Source organism: Pantoea sp. X-Soil-TKNS-1280, assembly GCF_059730475.1.
Genome location: NZ_AP035962.1, coordinates 2,404,131 through 2,419,473, shown reverse-complemented (window position 1 = coordinate 2,419,473; position 15,343 = coordinate 2,404,131). Strand labels below are relative to the sequence as shown.

Here is a 15,343-nt window from a genome sequence, read left to right as displayed (position 1 = left end):
GGTTATTTCTGCTTCGGTTCGTAAGGCAGGCGGGAAAGGCTGAGTGACGCCTGGCGATAATGCATCAAACGCTGGCGAAACCACTCACGTAGCGCTTGTGGTTGCTCCCGCTCCACCAAATCGGCGACGACCGGCATATTGTAGCGCTCTTTGAAAGCCACTCCGGCGGCAGCCAGATCGACATTCACTTTGTCTTTCTCTTCCTGCGACAGCAGGGCAAGGTTTTGACTCATGCTTTTCTCCTGTTAACAGGGGCAAAAGTAATGTTTTCATCGTTAAGGATCAAGGGAAAAGGGATCGCATTGCAGGTCTCGACACCCGAAGATCAGCAGCGTATCCTGCTGCCACGCCTGCGGTGGATTGCCGCAATAAAGAGGATGACTGATGAAGAAGACGACCTTAACCCGCATTGCGGCGCTGTTGCTGGCATCATCCACGCTGGCATTTAGTCAGTTTGCCCTGGCCCATGCTCACCTTAAAACGCCGGTTCCAGCTGACAAATCAACCGTTGAAACTTCACCGCAAGCGCTAACGCTGACCTTTACGGAAGATGTTGAACCCGCTTTTAGTGGCGTGGAGATCCGTAATGCGCAGAATCAGGTCGTGCCAGCAGACAAGGCCACGCTCAATGATAAGCAACATGATCAGCTGATTGTTCCGCTCAGTCAGCCGCTGCCTGCTGGCAGCTATCAGGTAAGCTGGCACGTGCTCTCGGTAGATGGTCATAAAACCAAAGGCAGTTACACATTTAGCGTGAAGTAATGAGCTTGGGTACGCTGTGGATCAGCCTGCGGGTATTCCACTTTCTGTCCGCGTTGTTGCTCACCGGCAGCGCGTTCTACACCGCACTGCTGGCACCGAAGCGTTTCCGTCCGATACTGGCGCAACGCCTGTCAGCCATCCTGAAGTTAAGTGCGGTAGTCAGTTTATTCAGCGCCGTGCTGATGCTCGCGACGCAAACGGGCCTGATGAGTGGTGACTGGCATAATGTTGTAGATAGCGATACCTGGCTGGCGGTTTTAGCGACGCGTTTTGGCCAGGTGTGGCGCTGGGAGATCCTGTTTGCCTTACTCAGCGTGCTGGCATTCCTGCTGCGCGGCAACGTGCGACAGCAATTGTTGTTGCTGACCGGATTGTTGCAGCTGATCACGTTAGCCGGAGTAGGGCATGCTGCGATGCACGATGGCTGGCAGGGTACGTTGCAACAAACCAACCATGCGTTACATCTGATATCGGCAGCATTCTGGAGTGGGGGCCTGCTGCCACTGCTGCTGCTGATGCGTGAAGCCCGCAAGATAGCGCACCGCACCGATGCCATCCGCAGCATGATGCGTTTTTCCCGCTATGGGCATTTAGCCGTAGCGCTGGCGTTGTTAACGGGCATTTTCAATAGCCTGTTGATTGCCGGATCACCGCTGCAATGGCACCAAACGCCGTGGAGTGAGTTGCTGATTGCGAAGGTGTTGTTAGTCATGTTGATGGTGACCGTTGCGGTGATCAACCGTTACTGGCTGGTGCCGCGTTTTCGCCTGGCGGGCAGTGGCGCAGCCACGATTTTTATTCGCCTGACGCAGTTTGAACTGCTGTTGGCGGTTGTTGTTATCGGGCTGGTTAGCGTGTTTGCCACGCTGGCTCCAGCCTGAATCATCTATACCGATTGAATGTATGAGGACGACATTTTGCTGAAGAAACTGATTCCAGCTTGTATGCTGCTGACCCTGTGCAGCCAGGCGATGGCGGCACAGATTATTACCATCAGCCGTTTTGAGATTGGCAAAGACAAATGGCCGTTCACGCGTGAAGAAGTGATGCTGAGCTGTGAGAAGGATGGTGCGTTGTTCGCCATCAACCCCAGCACGCTGTTGCAGTACCCGTTGAATGACAAAGCCGAAGCAAACCTGAAATCGGGCCGTGGCACCACGGAATCCATCAGTTCAATTCAGGCGGAAGATAAAGCCCACCCCGGACAGAAGATGAGTCTCGAACCAATTATCGCCCGCGCTCAGGCGCTGTGCAGTCAGTAATCCCTGTCTGAAAGGCGTGGCAACCCGCTACGCCACCTTCCTGCGCTATTCTGCCGTTGCGATCACAGAGTCGGCAGCTTTCCTTCCCTGATGTGATGGTTGGCTGGAAAATAATCACCTGTGGTCTACCTTTAAAAGGCAAGGCGACCTCGCCTGCATTAATGCCAACTTTTAGCGCACGGCTCTTCAAGAGCCATTTCCCTGGACCGGATACAGGAATCGTATTCGGTCTTTTTTTGTCTGCTGTTTAGCATCAATGACTTATCGTAAAATCAATGAGTTAACACACATCCTCTTATCCTCTGTATCACCCTGCTGGAACCTCTGCCGCTCAGGCTATGCGTGACTTTGCTGATGAGCCACGGCTGTGCATCAATCACTGATTTAAATCCGCTCACCGCAACCGGGGTTTTCGGGTAAAGATCAGCCCGACCCATTGCCAGGGTGATCGAGAACTCCGCGACGTCGCGTTGCAGCTTCTCCCACTTCGCTTTGGCGGCGCGCATGGCCGTGGCTTTGCTGGAATAGACCGTCTGTTGGACGTGGTTTCGGCTTCGTCGTCGCCTTCGGCCACGCGCATCACAACGGTGACGGGTTTCGACTGGTCGGCAATCGCCTGCAACGCTGCGGCCAGCGTGCCTTTGACGCCCGCCTTGCCGACTGCGCCCTGCACGTTGGTGATGAGCACCGGCTTATTCAGCGGGAAAGTAGCCGCATCCGCATCACCAGCGGTGCAGACCATGCCGACGATTGCGGTAGATACGGTGGATACGGTGGAGATGGTGCGCGTGCCGTCGTTTACTTCAGTGACGCGGACACCGTGATGATAATCTGCCATCTGTGCACTCCTGGTTAAAGGTGTGCTCAGGGTGGCAGCCCGGGCGGGGCGGGGCATGTGATAGAAGTTTGCTGATTGCTCAGCGGGCAGTTACTCTTGAGCTATCGCTCTGATATCCAGTGGTACTACAAACAACCAGTTGAAAATGAGGGAACGATGATGATTGCAGGAACCGCAACGAAAGAACCCGGCAGGTATTACACCTTCCAGTCGCCTTTACCGGCTGATGTCTTTTTTGAAGTCCGCCCCCGGACGTTGCCACACAATGCACAATCCGTGCTGGATGAAACCAGCGGCATGTGCGTAGGCTATTCAGTCGCCCAGGCTCCGGGACTGTGGCAGATTTACGACACGCAGGGACATTTTCTAAGGCTGGAAGAAGCCCCTCTTGAAACACCCCTGATAGATCCAACCGATATTGCGCTCATTGCTTTTGGCGTCTTCCGTATTTTCCGTGCGGGGCGTGTGCTGTTTGAAGCGGGTACGCGTTCGGCTGTCAGCGCGAAACTCAGCCAGGCGACAATCATGTTTCTCCGTGCCCGGCTTAAAACCGGGTTATCTGCCCGTAACATTAAAATGACTGAAACAGCCGCCCGGCATATGTACGAACCGGGGCGCTATGTTCCATTACATATTCAGGAAAAAGCTATCCGTTATGGTAGACGTATGGCTGATCCTCGTAACGGGGAAGGGATGTTTCGCTACGAAACTGAGATGTATAAACTGAATCGTAAGAGAAATGTCACCGAGTATAAGAAGTACACTCTTGAGGTTGTGGTGCGGGAATCAGACTGGACGATTACCCATTTTAAATATTTTGATTAACCGGCAGGAAAGTACGCATGTTTGATATCAGAAATGAAGAATTCGTCTTCGCGGTCTCACCTTTCGAGCGTGTCGTGGATGACGAAGCCGATCCGGTTAATCACCTCTGGGACTGGATTAAGTCTTTCGTGGAGTTTTCCGTCAGCGGGGTGAAAGTACAGTTTCAGACTGAGTTTACAGTCGGCGAACTCAGGGAACTGCGCAATCAGTTTTCCGTGCATTACAAGGCTGTGATGGCTCAGCAGGAAATTGAATCATTCAGTTTTCGCAGCCAGCTTAATCAGCTGAATATGGTTCTGCGGAAAGTCACAGGTGATGATGCAGTGATTGTTGAATATGTTCTGCGCCCTGAAGAACATGCGGATAGCGTTCAGATAAAGGGCGAATTTGGCATTAATGAAAGCCACTTCCCGGACATCCTCAGACGCCTGGATGAAATGATAACCTGGCCGGAATAACATTCTGATTTCCCGGCTATGCGCATAAGCGCCCCCGCTATAACGGGGGCATTTTTTTTATGCGGGCTTATCCGGCCAGACAATATCCGGGGCGGCGACAGTAACCACTGCCTGCACATCCTGAATATATTTCATCCATTCGGTCAGCTTTTCTTTATCAGCATCGGTAATGATGCCGAGCATCAGCTGCGTCTGCCATGCTTGGGTCGTGGTATTGGCGCTGCTGATGAGCGTAATCTTCTGATTATCGGCTTCTGCCACATCGGCCTGTTTCTGCGCATCCGCATCTGTTACCCACTTTTCCCGTCCCATTTATCAAAGCCGGTGGCAGGTTTTAACGTCGTGGTATCCGCCGGATAATCGCCGGTTTCCGTTATCACCTGGGAGAATCATCAGCCAGATTTGTCGCGAAAAGGGTGCCAATGTAGATTAGCTTGCACAGGATTTCGTTAATGTTTTCTTATGTGTGCATATTGAGTACATTATTACAAACACGGTATGGATACACTCTGGAGTTGTCCACCAGTGGATCGGCAAGCAATTCATTAATAGGAATAAAATGCGTAAAGAATATTTAATTTTGGGTTTCGTTTTACTTATTACGTTAATTTTCCCTTTGGTGGTTCTATACCTATATCGAGAGTATGTTACGGGAATACCTGTTACGTTCTCTTTAGAAGGCGTTTTTCGTGACTCTGGGAAATGGTCAGATTTTGGTTCTTTGCTTTCTGGGTTATTTACTTTAAGTGGTGCAGTCGCTGCTTTAGCCGCACTGTTATTTGCAATTTTTCAAAATAGACAGCTCTCCGATGAGGCAAAAAAACGATCTATGACGGATCAGGAAACGGCTAAAAAGAATGAGAATTTTATGCGTTTTCAGCTGGAAAGAATGAATTTTGAAAAGTTTAGGATGCATCAGTTAATGTTTAATAACCTGCTGGATAAGGCGGAAGTTGATGCATTTAATAACTTTGCATTTAAATCCAGGATGATTTTTTACAAAAAAATCTTCACAAATAACTCATTCTCTCAGTGCGACACAAAGGTAGATTTGACATCTGTGAAAGCCGGATCATTAAAAGATATACTCAACTGCGGGGAAAGTATCAATTCTAAGATGAAATCAGGAGAATACCTCGACTCACCTCATGTGCTGGTTGATGACATATCTACTCTCCATTCTCTGCTAATGTTAACGGTTGAGAGAGCTGCAAAGGATGGAGACATCATATTTGCAGGTAAGTTTATTGTACTGAATGTGGTTGACTTGCATAATGACTTTGTGTTTCTTTCCGATGTGGTAAATGCACTTTGTACTTTTTGTGAAGTTGATACGAGGGTGAACTTAACGACTAATCTTAGTCTCGGTAAAACCATTATTGCTCTGGTTAACTATGCCAGTCATTTCGATTTCTCTAAAGTTCAGTTTTCAACGTATTCCTATAGTTTTAAATGCGAGTTATATATTCGTAATCTTACAGAGCTTCATGAAATTTTTACGATAGATAAAAATGTCCCACTGTATTCTTTTTTCAAAAATTTCAATAATTACATTCTTGATGCACTTGGAGCGTCAAACATTCATCATGTGACTTCTATGGATGGTTATTTGCTCTTTTTAGACTCCTTTAGACAACGCGTCGCTTCAGCCATTTCAGAAGCGATGACACATGATGTTAATTTCTTTAAGATCGGGGAATATTATTTAGGTGAAATAGATAAAATGCGTGCTCGGATTAAGAATTGAGTCTTTTGATAACCCGTTCTTCAACTGGATAATTGTCCTTTTGACCTAAGCCTGGTGGTAGCCGCGCAGTCAATAATGATGCACTTGAACCATGTCCGCTCATCGTCACTTCAGCAACGACGGAACGCCTCATACCAAATGGTTGTGACTAACTTCACGAACATGAGTAAAACTGTGGTTGTGGGGCTATATTTTTAGGATAAATCTGAGATAATTTACTCACCCCTTCAAGAGCTAAGCCATAGAGAGTGCCGGAGATAAGCGCCGGGTGGGGTACTAATTATTGGCAAAGGCCGCAGAAATGCGGCCTTTTTCCTTTTTTACCCACGATTTGTGTGATACCTGTTCGACGCCCCCGGAACACTGCCGGAGATAAACAAAACCTGTCTGATGATGCTAATCACTCGATTAGGATCTTTTCGCTATGTTAGCTTAACGCCAAACCAGCCATATAGATGGCGTCGATCAAGATGAGAAGAACCGCAATGTACAAGCCTGCTTGCCTTTTCATCATCCTGCTGCTTAGCGGATGCGCTCTGAAACAGTACCCACAATCTGCAAAGGTGAGTGATGCAGAAGCTAAAAATGATGATTGCGCGACATTGCAGCAGGAAATAGCCAAAAGCCATGACGTTCAGCAGCAGATCGCGAAGACCGGGCAGTTTGATGCGTTAACGGTGATTGGCTTTGTGGGGGATTTTGGTATCGGCAACGGGATTGCTAAAGCCAAAGCCAACCAAAAGGCCACCGAACGATTGCAGCAACTGGAGGCGCTGGAAGCGGTACGTTGCCACAATGCATCATAGATAGCTGTCCAACCGCAAATATCCTGAGAGCCAGCCGGGCAAAAAATGGTATAAAATGGCGCTTTATTGATGTTGCCTGCTTATAAGGGTCCTACATGGCAAATACGCAATACCTTCTCTGGGTGATGATTGGCACATTAACCTTATTATCGGTGTTTATTTCCGCGCTGGTTGGCCGGGCTAAATCGCCACGACTGGGTTTCATTACCTTTGCGGTATTATTTCTGGGCTTTATGGCCGCGATTTTCTTTATCACGCGCTAGCTAATGACTAATCCTCTGCAGCAGGTTGCCGCGCTGTTTGTATGGCAACCATGCCAGGGGGTTAAGAAGCGGGGCGCAGTGCTTTACGGTGTTGTGCGATAAGTTGGTCGGCAAGATAGCGATCTTCTTCGTGTTGAGTAATGTAATACTCGTAAGGATCTTTTATACCCAGACTCTCAATATATTCCAGATGAGCACGTTTTATTTCGCGGTTAATATATTGCACTTCATCCATCCCCATATCATCAGCATAAACTGGTGCTTTGCTTTTAATCTCAGCAATTAACAGTTTGTTATTTTGCATAAAGGTTTCCAAATCAATCTTATAATAATCTTTCATAAACGGCTCCCTCTCAAACTGCGTTTGTATAAGCCTGGCAAAAAACGGGGAGGCGATGTGGCTGTGGATGCTTACCATTTCATCTCACCGTTGCCAATTGGCAATGTCCATCGTCAAATTCTAACAATTTGATTTATAGAGAGATTAGTTGTCGGGTCTAAATTTTTTAGTGAGAATGATAGTTAATATCATTTAACTTGATCGGAATACTCCGAAGAATTACAGTAGCTGCCGTCCCTCGCAGAGCTAACACCTTCAATGAGTGCCGGAGATAAGCGCCGGAAGGGACGTTCATCGGGGCTGCAGGATGCGGCCGCTGCTGAATCTGCCAGCGACATCACCCTTATCCCACCACCAGCAAATGTACCAGCCGCGCAAGCGTTTCCAGCAGCAATAGGCTGCCGACAAAAATGACTACCAGTACGCCAATAAATTGTTTACGGCTGTTCACGCTTCCCTCCGATGCCTGCATGTCGCCAGGCTATACTTTAAGCCGGATTCACTAAACTTCCAGTAAACCAGCTTTCAGGAGACCAATATGTTTTATCAAACGGTCAATGCGGAAGCATGGCGTCACATCTGGGTAGTTGGCGATTTACACGGTTGTCGCACTCAGCTTGATTCACAATTGATTCTGCATCAGTTTGATACGCAGCAGGATTTATTAATTTCCGTTGGTGATTTGATCGATCGGGGACCCGACAGTCCCGGTTGTCTGGCATTGCTGGATGAACCCTGGTTTCGATGTGTACGCGGCAATCATGAACAGATGGCTATCGCGGCGTTGCAGGGCGAGGACCCGATGCTATGGCTGATGAATGGGGGTGAATGGTTCTGGCAATTGCGCGGCAGTGAGGTGATTGCAGCGCGTCATGCGCTAAGGCGTTGTGCTGCATTGCCGCTGATTTTGCATCTGCAACTCGCCGACCGCGTGGTGGTGATCGCCCATGCGGATTATCCTGCCAGTCACTACTCTCTGGGGCAAGAGGTTGACTGGCATCAGGTGGTGTGGAGCCGCGACCGGCTGGGGCGACATCAGCGCGGTAACTCGGCAGCAATTGAGGGGGCCAGCGATTTTTATTTTGGCCATACCCCGCTGGAGCAACCGCTCAACGCTGCCAATCAACATTATATCGATACCGGTGCCGTATTCGGCAACCGGCTCACGTTGGTGCAGCTGCAGTAAGCTTTACCGGAACAAACGGCCATCGCGCACCAGCTCGCGCGGGTAGCTATTCTTGATACGATTGCCGACCTTTTTTGCCAGACCGAGTGTCTGCTGCTGCCAGGTCACAATCACCTCATCCCGTTCGGGCAGATGCTCCGGATGGATATCCTGACCACGATACCAGCTTTCCGCTTCGGCCTCCGTCAGCGCAAAGGCCAGCGAACTATCCGGCTGTGCCAGAGCGACCACGGCTTCGTGTTGCCAGCGATACCCTTTCGGAAAGGTTTCCGCGAGTTTTATACCGATGCGCGAGAAGCGCACTTTACCCAGCCAGCTTTCCAGTGCGGCGGGGAACAGCCACAATTCTTTATCACGCTGCCATAACAGCAAATTATCGTCCCAGTGCAGGCCAACTTTTGCCGCCGCCTGCATCACTTCAGCCGTCAATTTCCGGCTGGCAGGTGAAAAGGGGAGTTTGCCAACTTTATAAGTTGGAACGGGTAATGCCGGTACGCTGGCGGTTTTCCGCAGACGTGCGACAAAGAAGCCTTCGCTGTCGAAGATTTGCGGGAACACATGCAGGAAGCCTTCTGACGTCAGGGCCTTTTCGGCACCCGCGAACAGGCCATCCAGCGGTATAATTTCGACAGCATCAGGATAACGTTGCTGCAGCCAGCTGATGACTTGCTGATTCTCAATCTGGTTGAGCGTACAGGTGGAATAAATCAGCGTGCCACCAGGTTGCAGGGCGTGAAAAGCGCTGTCAATCAGGTCGCGCTGGGTGGCGGCGATGTCCTCAGTGCTGGCCAGGGTCCAGTTGCGCAGCGCATCGGCATCTTTACGCACGACGCCTTCTCCGGAGCAGGGGGCATCCAGCAGGATGGCATCAAACTGCTCGGGCAATGCCGCACCAAACACACGACCATCGAAATGGGTCAGGGCGACATTGCTGACCCCACAGCGGCTGATATTGGCATGTAACACCTTTACCCGGCTGGCGGAGTATTCATTGGCCAGAATCGCGCCATTATTGTGCATCAACGCCGCCATTTGCGTGGTTTTGGAGCCCGGTGCTGCGGCAACATCCATTACCTGACGCGCATCGGGCGCGGCATCAAACAATGCCGTTACCGGCAGCATCGAGCTGGCTTCCTGAATATAAAACAACCCGCTGAGATGTTCCGCCACGCTGCCCAGCGGCAGCGATTCGTCGTCGCGATCAATCCAGAATCCTTCAGCGCACCACGGAATGGGCGTCAGTCGCCAGCCGTAATGTGCGGTACATGCCAGAAAATCAGACACGCTAATTTTTAAGGTATTCACACGCAAGCTGCGGCGTAACGGTTGCTGACTGATGGCGAGAAAACGTTGCAGTTCTTCATCGTTGGGCAGGCTGGCACGCATCAGCGTGAGGAAATCTTCAGGAAAACGTTCGGACACGGGTTTCTTCCGGGGATAGCAAACAGAGCGCGAAGTGTAACACGCGAAAAAGAATCGGGCAGCCAGGCTGCCCGATTTGCTTAGGGTTGTGCGGGGTCAGGAATCGCGGTTCCCCAGTTGCGCCAGTCTTTCGGCGCTTCATCCTGCAACAGGAAGTGTTTGTTCGCACCCGCCTGCGGTGCCAGTGGCACGGTTGGCGGGGTGGCAAACTGAATCCCACCCTGAATAAATTGCTGGAAGGTGCCGGTTTTGACCACGCCGCCAATCAGGCCGAAATTCAGGTTATAGCCGGATGCCAGCCAGAACACCGAATTGTTGCGCACCAGATGCTGATATTTCTTACTGATGCGCAACGCCACCTGAACGCGGTCCGCCATATTGCCCAGCGAGGTGCCGGTAACGGTACCGACTTCCACCCCACGGAACAGCACCGGTGTACCCACCGAGAGTGAACCGGCTTCTGTCGCGTCAACAAAGATTGTCAGACCATTAAGATAACGTGAATCGGTAATGGTGCTGTCCTGAAGCTCAAAAGTGCGCGCCTGGGCACCTTTGCCAGGATCGACGTTGACATAGGGTTGCAGTAGGGTCTCAAGATGGTTGACGCCAGCGGCAGAAATCTGTGGAGAGACCACCGAGAAACGGCTGCCGATACGGGCAAAGTCCTGTACGTATTCCGGATACAGTACGGCTTTTGCCACCACCTGGTTGTTGTCGGCACTCAGTGAGAGCGACTCGACCTGGCCGACGTTAATACCAAGATAACGAATCGGCATGCCGGCTGACAGTTTGCTGGCATCATAGGTGTGCAGCGCAATCTGGCTGCCTACGGCGCGTGCGGCGGTTTCAGAAGCATAAAGTACCCGCTTCACCCCTTTTGCCGCTTGCGCACCGCTCAGGTTATCGAAACTGATGGCACCTTTCAGCGCGCGATTCAGCGGTGATGCCTGCACGGTCAGACCGCTACCATTCAACTGTACCTTGGCACCCCCCTCGGCCCAGAATACGCTTTCGCTGGTGAGCAGTTTGCGATATTGCGGTTCGATATGAATCGAGATTTCAAAGGCATCGGCGCGCGGCACAACATTCACCACTTCACCCACCTGGAATTTACGATACAGCACCACAGAACCGGTCTGAACATCAGGCAGGCTGCTGGCTGTCAGTTTCAGCGTGGCTGGGGGCTGATCGCCAATAATCCCTTCCTCTGCACGCTCAGCATCGCCATACAATGGGTAACGCATCTGCGGGTTGCCTTTTGCCCCCGGAACCAGACGGATACCGCCATCCACCCATTCACGTGCACTGGCACCCAGTACCTGCATGCCATCAAGGCCGAATTTCACGTCAATGCGGCTGTTAACGATAAATTTGCTGTCACCGTGTACCAGATGGCGATATTCCGGATTGATGGCCACCACAAAACTGATGCCTTTTTCGTCCAGTTCCCGTGAGATGACCTGGCCTATCTTCATGCCGTAGAGCATCACCGGTTGTCCGGCGTCGATACCGTAGGTTTCTGGCGCATTAAGTTGCAGTGTCAGGACATCCGGTTTTTGCAGCAAAGATTCACTGGCCGGTAATACGCTAAAGTGATCCTGTGGCTGGCCTTCTCCGGGTACCAGTTCAAAGGTATTGCCGGTTAACAGGCTGCTGAGATTGGTATCTGTCAGGCTGATTTTTGGCGAGCGCATTTCAATGCGGGTGCCCGTGCGCATCAATCCGGCGACGGAGGGATCAACGGTCAATTCCCCGGTCACTTTACCGCCAGGCAGCAAATTCAGCTTGGTTAAGGTGCCCACTTCCAGCCCCTGATACATCAGCGGCGTGCTGTCTGCCTTCAGGTTATCACCGCTCGGCAGGTCGAGGCTGACCTGCACCCCGCGCTGGCTTTGTGCGAGGTCGGGATAGAGCTGGTAGTTTTCATCGGAGTCAGCCTGCTGGCCTTCGTCGGGAGAATCGAAGGCAATGGCACCATTAACCAGTGCCGCCAGGCTCTCCAGTTTGACTTTGGCCCCACTCAGACTGATATCTGCATCCACGCCAGACACATTCCAGAACCGACTCTGTTTTTTCACCAGGTTAATGAAGCGGCGCTCAATCAGTACATCAATAGTCACGCCATCAGTATTACTGTTGATGCTGTAGTCATAGACCCGGCCAACCGGAATTTTGCGGTAATACACCAGCGAACCGGTATTCAGCGAGCCGAGATCGGGTGCACGCAGGTGGATCAATAACTCACCGGTATTCACACGGTATTTCGGTTGCGTATCCAGCGCTGTGAAGTGTTCCTGTGGGTTACCGCTGCCCGGCATCATACTGATGTAGTTGCCACCCACCAGGGCATCTAACCCGGAGACCCCGGCCAGCGAGGCTTTGGGTGTCACCAGCCAGAACTGGGTGTTGTCGCGGAGTGCATCGCGCATGTCGCTTTTAATGCTGGCTTTAATCTGGATGCTACGATAGTCATTGCTCAGCACGATACCCTGCACCGTACCCACTTCCACACCCTGATAGCGAATAGGCGTACGCCCCGGCACGATACCGTCCGCAGTCTGGAAGTTGATGGTGATGATGGTCCCGCGTTCCTGATAATTGGTCCATAACAGCCATGCGGCAATCAGCAGGGCGATAATGGGCAGTAACCAGAATGGCGAAATCTTGCGTTTGTTTCGCAGATTTGCGCTAGTCGGTGTAGTCGGCGTTTCCTGTTGCATGTGCATCCCAGATCAGGCGGCTGTCAAGCCACTCTACAGCCATAATGGTCAGGATCACTGCCGAGCCAAAATAGAGCGCGGCAGGTCCCATGGTAAATGCCAGCAGCTGGTCACGATTGACCAGCGACATGGTTAATGAAATGACGAACAGATCCAGCATCGACCAGCGACCTACCCAGGTCACGGCGCGCAGCAAGCGGATACGGGTTTTCAGCCCCTGTTCACATTTGAAATGAATACTGAGCAGCAGCGTTAACATCACCAGCACTTTGGTAAAGGGCACCAGAATACTGGCGATAAACACCACCGCTGCCACCGGAATATTGCCGGAAGCCAGGCCGAGAATACCGGAAAAAATGGTGTCCTCGCGCCGTGCCCCGTTAACATACACCACAGAAATCGGCAGCAGATTGGCAGGAATGAGCAGCACGATGGAAGCAATTAACGATGCCCAGGATTTTTGCAGGCTGTGGCGGCGGCGATAATCCAGCGGCGTATGGCAGCGGGTACAGCGCCCGCGATCATCTGCCATACCGGTGTGATGGCAGTTCAGGCAAACCTGCCATTGCTCAGGCGGTGAGGTGGGGACTGCCTGCGGATAATAATGCTCCCACAGTTGCTCGACATTAAGATGAATCAGCGTCAGCACGCTAAGTACCGTCAGCGCAATATAAGCCACCATGCCATAACCCACTTCCAGCGTGGCGTAGTCCTGTACTTTGATGGACGCCACCGCGACGCCGACCAGATAGATATCCAGCATCACCCATTCTTTCAGCTTCTCCAGCATCAGCAACACCGGACGCAGATTCATCCCCAGTGCATGACCGATGCCCAAATAGCTAATGCCCGCCACCAGCGTCATGGGGGCGCCAATGGTGCAAAACGCCACGATGGATGCGGTGATGACATCGCCTTGTTGCGTCATCTGTATCACCCCTTCCAGCAGGCTGGCATTAATGCGCATACCCAGCAGCCGGATATCTACCAGCGGCAGGGTAAAAGCGAACGGCATCAGCATCAGCATGGTGACCGCCATCGCGGTCAGACGCGTCATTGACCAGTCAAAACCACTCTGAATACGAGCGTGACAACGCGGGCAGTAGGCCGCCTGATGCGATTTAACATCCGGTAAGGAAAAAAGGGTATCGCATTGCGGACAACGCTGATAACGTGCGTGGGGCAACGTCTGGCTGATAGCGTGAATTTTCATAGGGTGACGCAAGTGGCCCATCGTTCGTTACAGTTACCGGCATGTCAGGCAGCAGGTTGCTGGCTGAGACATCTGTGGTGGCATGAAGTTCGATCCACAGAAAGCTAAGGGTATAGTAACTAACACAATGATTCACCTTGTGACGCTGGATAATTAGTGCTTATTTTAACATCTGAGTGACACACGCGGCTTTGCTGCGTCGAATTATGGTTAAACAATGAACAAAAAAGCCTTTTACGAGGATTTAAATCGCGATGCGCGTGCGCTGCTGGCAGGTGAAACCTCTTTCCTCGCCGCGCTGGGTAATTGCAGCGCGTTACTGTTTGAACGCCTGGAAGGCGTCAACTGGGCAGGTTTTTATTTGCTGACTGAAGCAAATACGCTGGTACTGGGTCCCTTCCAGGGCAAAATTGCCTGTGTGCGTATTGCTGTAGGCAAGGGTGTTTGTGGCACGGCGATTGCAGAAGAGAAAGTGCAGCGCGTGGAAGATGTGCACGCTTTCCCCGGTCATATCGCCTGTGACGCCGCCAGTAATGCCGAAATCGTGATTCCTCTGAAAGTGAATGGCACGTTAGTCGGTGTGCTGGACATCGACAGTACGGTTTATTCTCGCTTCGATAGTGAGGATGAAGCGGGGCTGGTGGCCCTTACTGACGGGCTTTGTGAAGTACTGGCGGGCAGCGACATTGAAAAATTTCTTCAACTGACGCGCAGCTAATCGACTGGATCACATAGCATTTGGCGATGTTGTCATTATAATGTCGCCTGTTCATGCCTGCTCTGGTCGGCAAACCCGTTGTAATCAGGAAATTTCATGGAAAATCAACCTAAGTTGAATAGCAGTAAAGAAGTCATCGCCTTTCTGGCGGAGCGTTTTCCGCACTGCTTTAGCGCCGAAGGTGAAGCGCGTCCGCTCAAAATCGGTATCTTTCAGGATCTGGTCGAGCGTGTTCAGGGCGATATGGGCCTGAGCAAGACGCAACTGCGTTCGGCCTTACGTCTTTATACCTCAAGCTGGCGTTACCTTTACGGCATTAAAGCGGGTGCCATCCGTGTTGACCTCGACGGCAACGCCTGTGGCGTGCTGGATGAGCAACATGTTGAACATGCGCGCAAACAGCTGGAAGAAGCGAAAGCGCGTGTTCAGGTACAGCGCGAGCAGCAAAAAGCGAAGAAACGTGAAGCAGGTGAAGAGACGGGCGAACGTCGTCCGCGCAAACCGGCTCCGCGTAAAACCGCTGAAGGTGAGGCGCCGCGTAAACCGCGTCCGCAGGCACCGCGTGCCGCCTCTGCTGAACGTAACGCTGCGCCACGCCCACCGCGAGCTAAACCCATCACTGATACCTCAACTTTGCAACCCGGCCAGAATATTAAAGTTAAAGCAGGCAAAAGTGCGATGGACGCAACCATTCTTGAAATTACTAAAGATGGCGTTCGGGTACAGCTCGCTTCCGGCATGGCAATGATTGTGCGCGCAGAACATTTGCAGTTCTGAAACGGA

The 15,343-nt window shown here is 51.5% G+C and carries 16 protein-coding genes and 3 pseudogenes; 11 read left to right on the top strand and 8 right to left on the bottom strand.

The features are described from left to right. Nucleotides 1-2: 2 nt before the first annotated feature. The gene (locus AC6I8X_RS11315) at nt 3-233 is read right to left on the bottom strand and encodes a DNA polymerase III subunit theta (protein WP_084875343.1); all 231 of its coding nucleotides are present in this window, start codon (nt 231-233) and stop codon (nt 3-5) included. A 151-nt stretch (nt 234-384) separates the two neighbouring features. Between AC6I8X_RS11315 and copC the strand changes: the two genes are divergently transcribed. Genes copC through AC6I8X_RS11300 form a run of 3 tightly spaced genes read left to right on the top strand, consistent with a single transcriptional unit; the run spans nt 385 to nt 2,024 of the window. Next, entirely contained in the window at nt 385-762 is a 378-nt protein-coding gene (copC, locus tag AC6I8X_RS11310; protein WP_313686334.1) for a copper homeostasis periplasmic binding protein CopC, read from the top strand. After that, nucleotides 762-1,643 (top strand): copper homeostasis membrane protein CopD, encoded by an 882-nt coding sequence (copD, locus tag AC6I8X_RS11305; protein ID WP_313686332.1) that lies wholly within the window; start codon nt 762-764, stop codon nt 1,641-1,643. The genes copC and copD overlap by 1 nt, the downstream gene beginning before the upstream one ends. Nucleotides 1,644-1,676: 33 nt before the next feature. Beyond that, nucleotides 1,677-2,024 carry a YebY family protein gene (locus tag AC6I8X_RS11300; RefSeq protein WP_313686342.1) on the top strand — a complete coding sequence of 116 codons (348 nt, stop codon included), beginning with the start codon at nt 1,677-1,679 and terminating at the stop codon, nt 2,022-2,024. Nucleotides 2,025-2,296: 272 nt separating this feature from the next. Here the strand turns inward: AC6I8X_RS11300 and AC6I8X_RS11295 are convergent. Both AC6I8X_RS11295 and AC6I8X_RS11290 read right to left on the bottom strand, forming a co-directional pair. Beyond that, nucleotides 2,297-2,536: pseudogene (locus AC6I8X_RS11295) on the bottom strand (hypothetical protein); the annotation flags it as partial. A 23-nt stretch (nt 2,537-2,559) separates the two neighbouring features. Beyond that, a pseudogene (locus AC6I8X_RS11290) lies at nt 2,560-2,862 on the bottom strand (phage tail protein); the annotation flags it as partial. Between the two features lie 96 nt (nt 2,863-2,958). Between AC6I8X_RS11290 and AC6I8X_RS11285 the strand changes: the two are divergent. Beyond that, on the top strand, nt 2,959-3,687 hold the full coding sequence (locus AC6I8X_RS11285; RefSeq protein ID WP_497839807.1) for a hypothetical protein: 729 nt from the start codon (nt 2,959-2,961) through the stop codon (nt 3,685-3,687). A gap of 17 nt (nt 3,688-3,704) precedes the next feature. Further along, nucleotides 3,705-4,145, top strand: coding sequence for a WapI family immunity protein (locus tag AC6I8X_RS11280; RefSeq protein ID WP_313686328.1), 441 nt, complete (start codon nt 3,705-3,707; stop codon nt 4,143-4,145). 57 nt (nt 4,146-4,202) lie between these two features. On the opposite strand, the pseudogene AC6I8X_RS11275 reads toward AC6I8X_RS11280, so the two are convergent. Further along, nucleotides 4,203-4,525 (bottom strand): annotated as a pseudogene (locus AC6I8X_RS11275) (tail fiber assembly protein); the annotation flags it as partial. A 179-nt stretch (nt 4,526-4,704) separates the two neighbouring features. Here AC6I8X_RS11275 and AC6I8X_RS11270 point away from each other — a divergent pair. The 3 genes from AC6I8X_RS11270 to AC6I8X_RS11260 all read left to right on the top strand — a co-directional run bounded on the left by AC6I8X_RS11270 (nt 4,705) and on the right by AC6I8X_RS11260 (nt 6,961). Continuing rightward, a complete protein-coding gene (locus tag AC6I8X_RS11270; protein WP_497839806.1) occupies nt 4,705-5,892 on the top strand; it encodes a hypothetical protein in 1,188 nt (395 codons plus the stop codon). A gap of 485 nt (nt 5,893-6,377) precedes the next feature. After that, nucleotides 6,378-6,698: a hypothetical protein gene (locus AC6I8X_RS11265; protein ID WP_313686320.1), complete on the top strand. Its 321-nt coding sequence runs from the start codon at nt 6,378-6,380 to the stop codon at nt 6,696-6,698. A 95-nt stretch (nt 6,699-6,793) separates the two neighbouring features. Continuing rightward, nucleotides 6,794-6,961 carry a hypothetical protein gene (locus AC6I8X_RS11260; protein ID WP_167379245.1) on the top strand — a complete coding sequence of 56 codons (168 nt, stop codon included), beginning with the start codon at nt 6,794-6,796 and terminating at the stop codon, nt 6,959-6,961. Between the two features lie 61 nt (nt 6,962-7,022). On the opposite strand, the gene AC6I8X_RS11255 is transcribed toward AC6I8X_RS11260, so the two are convergent. Continuing rightward, on the bottom strand, nt 7,023-7,301 hold the full coding sequence (locus AC6I8X_RS11255; protein ID WP_299451546.1) for a DUF6388 family protein: 279 nt from the start codon (nt 7,299-7,301) through the stop codon (nt 7,023-7,025). Nucleotides 7,302-7,839: 538 nt separating this feature from the next. Between AC6I8X_RS11255 and AC6I8X_RS11250 the strand changes: the two genes are divergently transcribed. Then, a complete protein-coding gene (locus tag AC6I8X_RS11250; protein ID WP_497839805.1) occupies nt 7,840-8,487 on the top strand; it encodes a metallophosphoesterase in 648 nt (215 codons plus the stop codon). 3 nt (nt 8,488-8,490) lie between these two features. Here the strand turns inward: AC6I8X_RS11250 and rsmF are convergent, their stop codons facing one another. The 3 genes from rsmF to yebS all read right to left on the bottom strand — a co-directional run bounded on the left by rsmF (nt 8,491) and on the right by yebS (nt 13,842). Beyond that, nucleotides 8,491-9,909 carry a 16S rRNA (cytosine(1407)-C(5))-methyltransferase RsmF gene (rsmF, locus tag AC6I8X_RS11245; RefSeq protein ID WP_497839804.1) on the bottom strand — a complete coding sequence of 473 codons (1,419 nt, stop codon included), beginning with the start codon at nt 9,907-9,909 and terminating at the stop codon, nt 8,491-8,493. Nucleotides 9,910-9,989: 80 nt separating this feature from the next. Beyond that, the gene (locus tag AC6I8X_RS11240; protein WP_497839803.1) at nt 9,990-12,629 is read right to left on the bottom strand and encodes a PqiB family protein; all 2,640 of its coding nucleotides are present in this window, start codon (nt 12,627-12,629) and stop codon (nt 9,990-9,992) included. Further along, the gene (gene yebS / locus AC6I8X_RS11235; protein ID WP_497839802.1) at nt 12,598-13,842 is read right to left on the bottom strand and encodes a membrane integrity lipid transport subunit YebS; all 1,245 of its coding nucleotides are present in this window, start codon (nt 13,840-13,842) and stop codon (nt 12,598-12,600) included. Before yebS ends, AC6I8X_RS11240 begins: the two co-directional genes overlap by 32 nt. 217 nt (nt 13,843-14,059) lie before the next feature. Here yebS and AC6I8X_RS11230 point away from each other — a divergent pair, with 217 nt between their 5' ends. Both AC6I8X_RS11230 and proQ read left to right on the top strand, forming a co-directional pair. Then, on the top strand, nt 14,060-14,560 hold the full coding sequence (locus tag AC6I8X_RS11230) for a GAF domain-containing protein (protein WP_084875316.1): 501 nt from the start codon (nt 14,060-14,062) through the stop codon (nt 14,558-14,560). A gap of 96 nt (nt 14,561-14,656) precedes the next feature. Then, entirely contained in the window at nt 14,657-15,337 is a 681-nt protein-coding gene (gene proQ, locus AC6I8X_RS11225; RefSeq protein ID WP_497839801.1) for an RNA chaperone ProQ, read from the top strand. Nucleotides 15,338-15,343 lie beyond the last annotated feature (6 nt).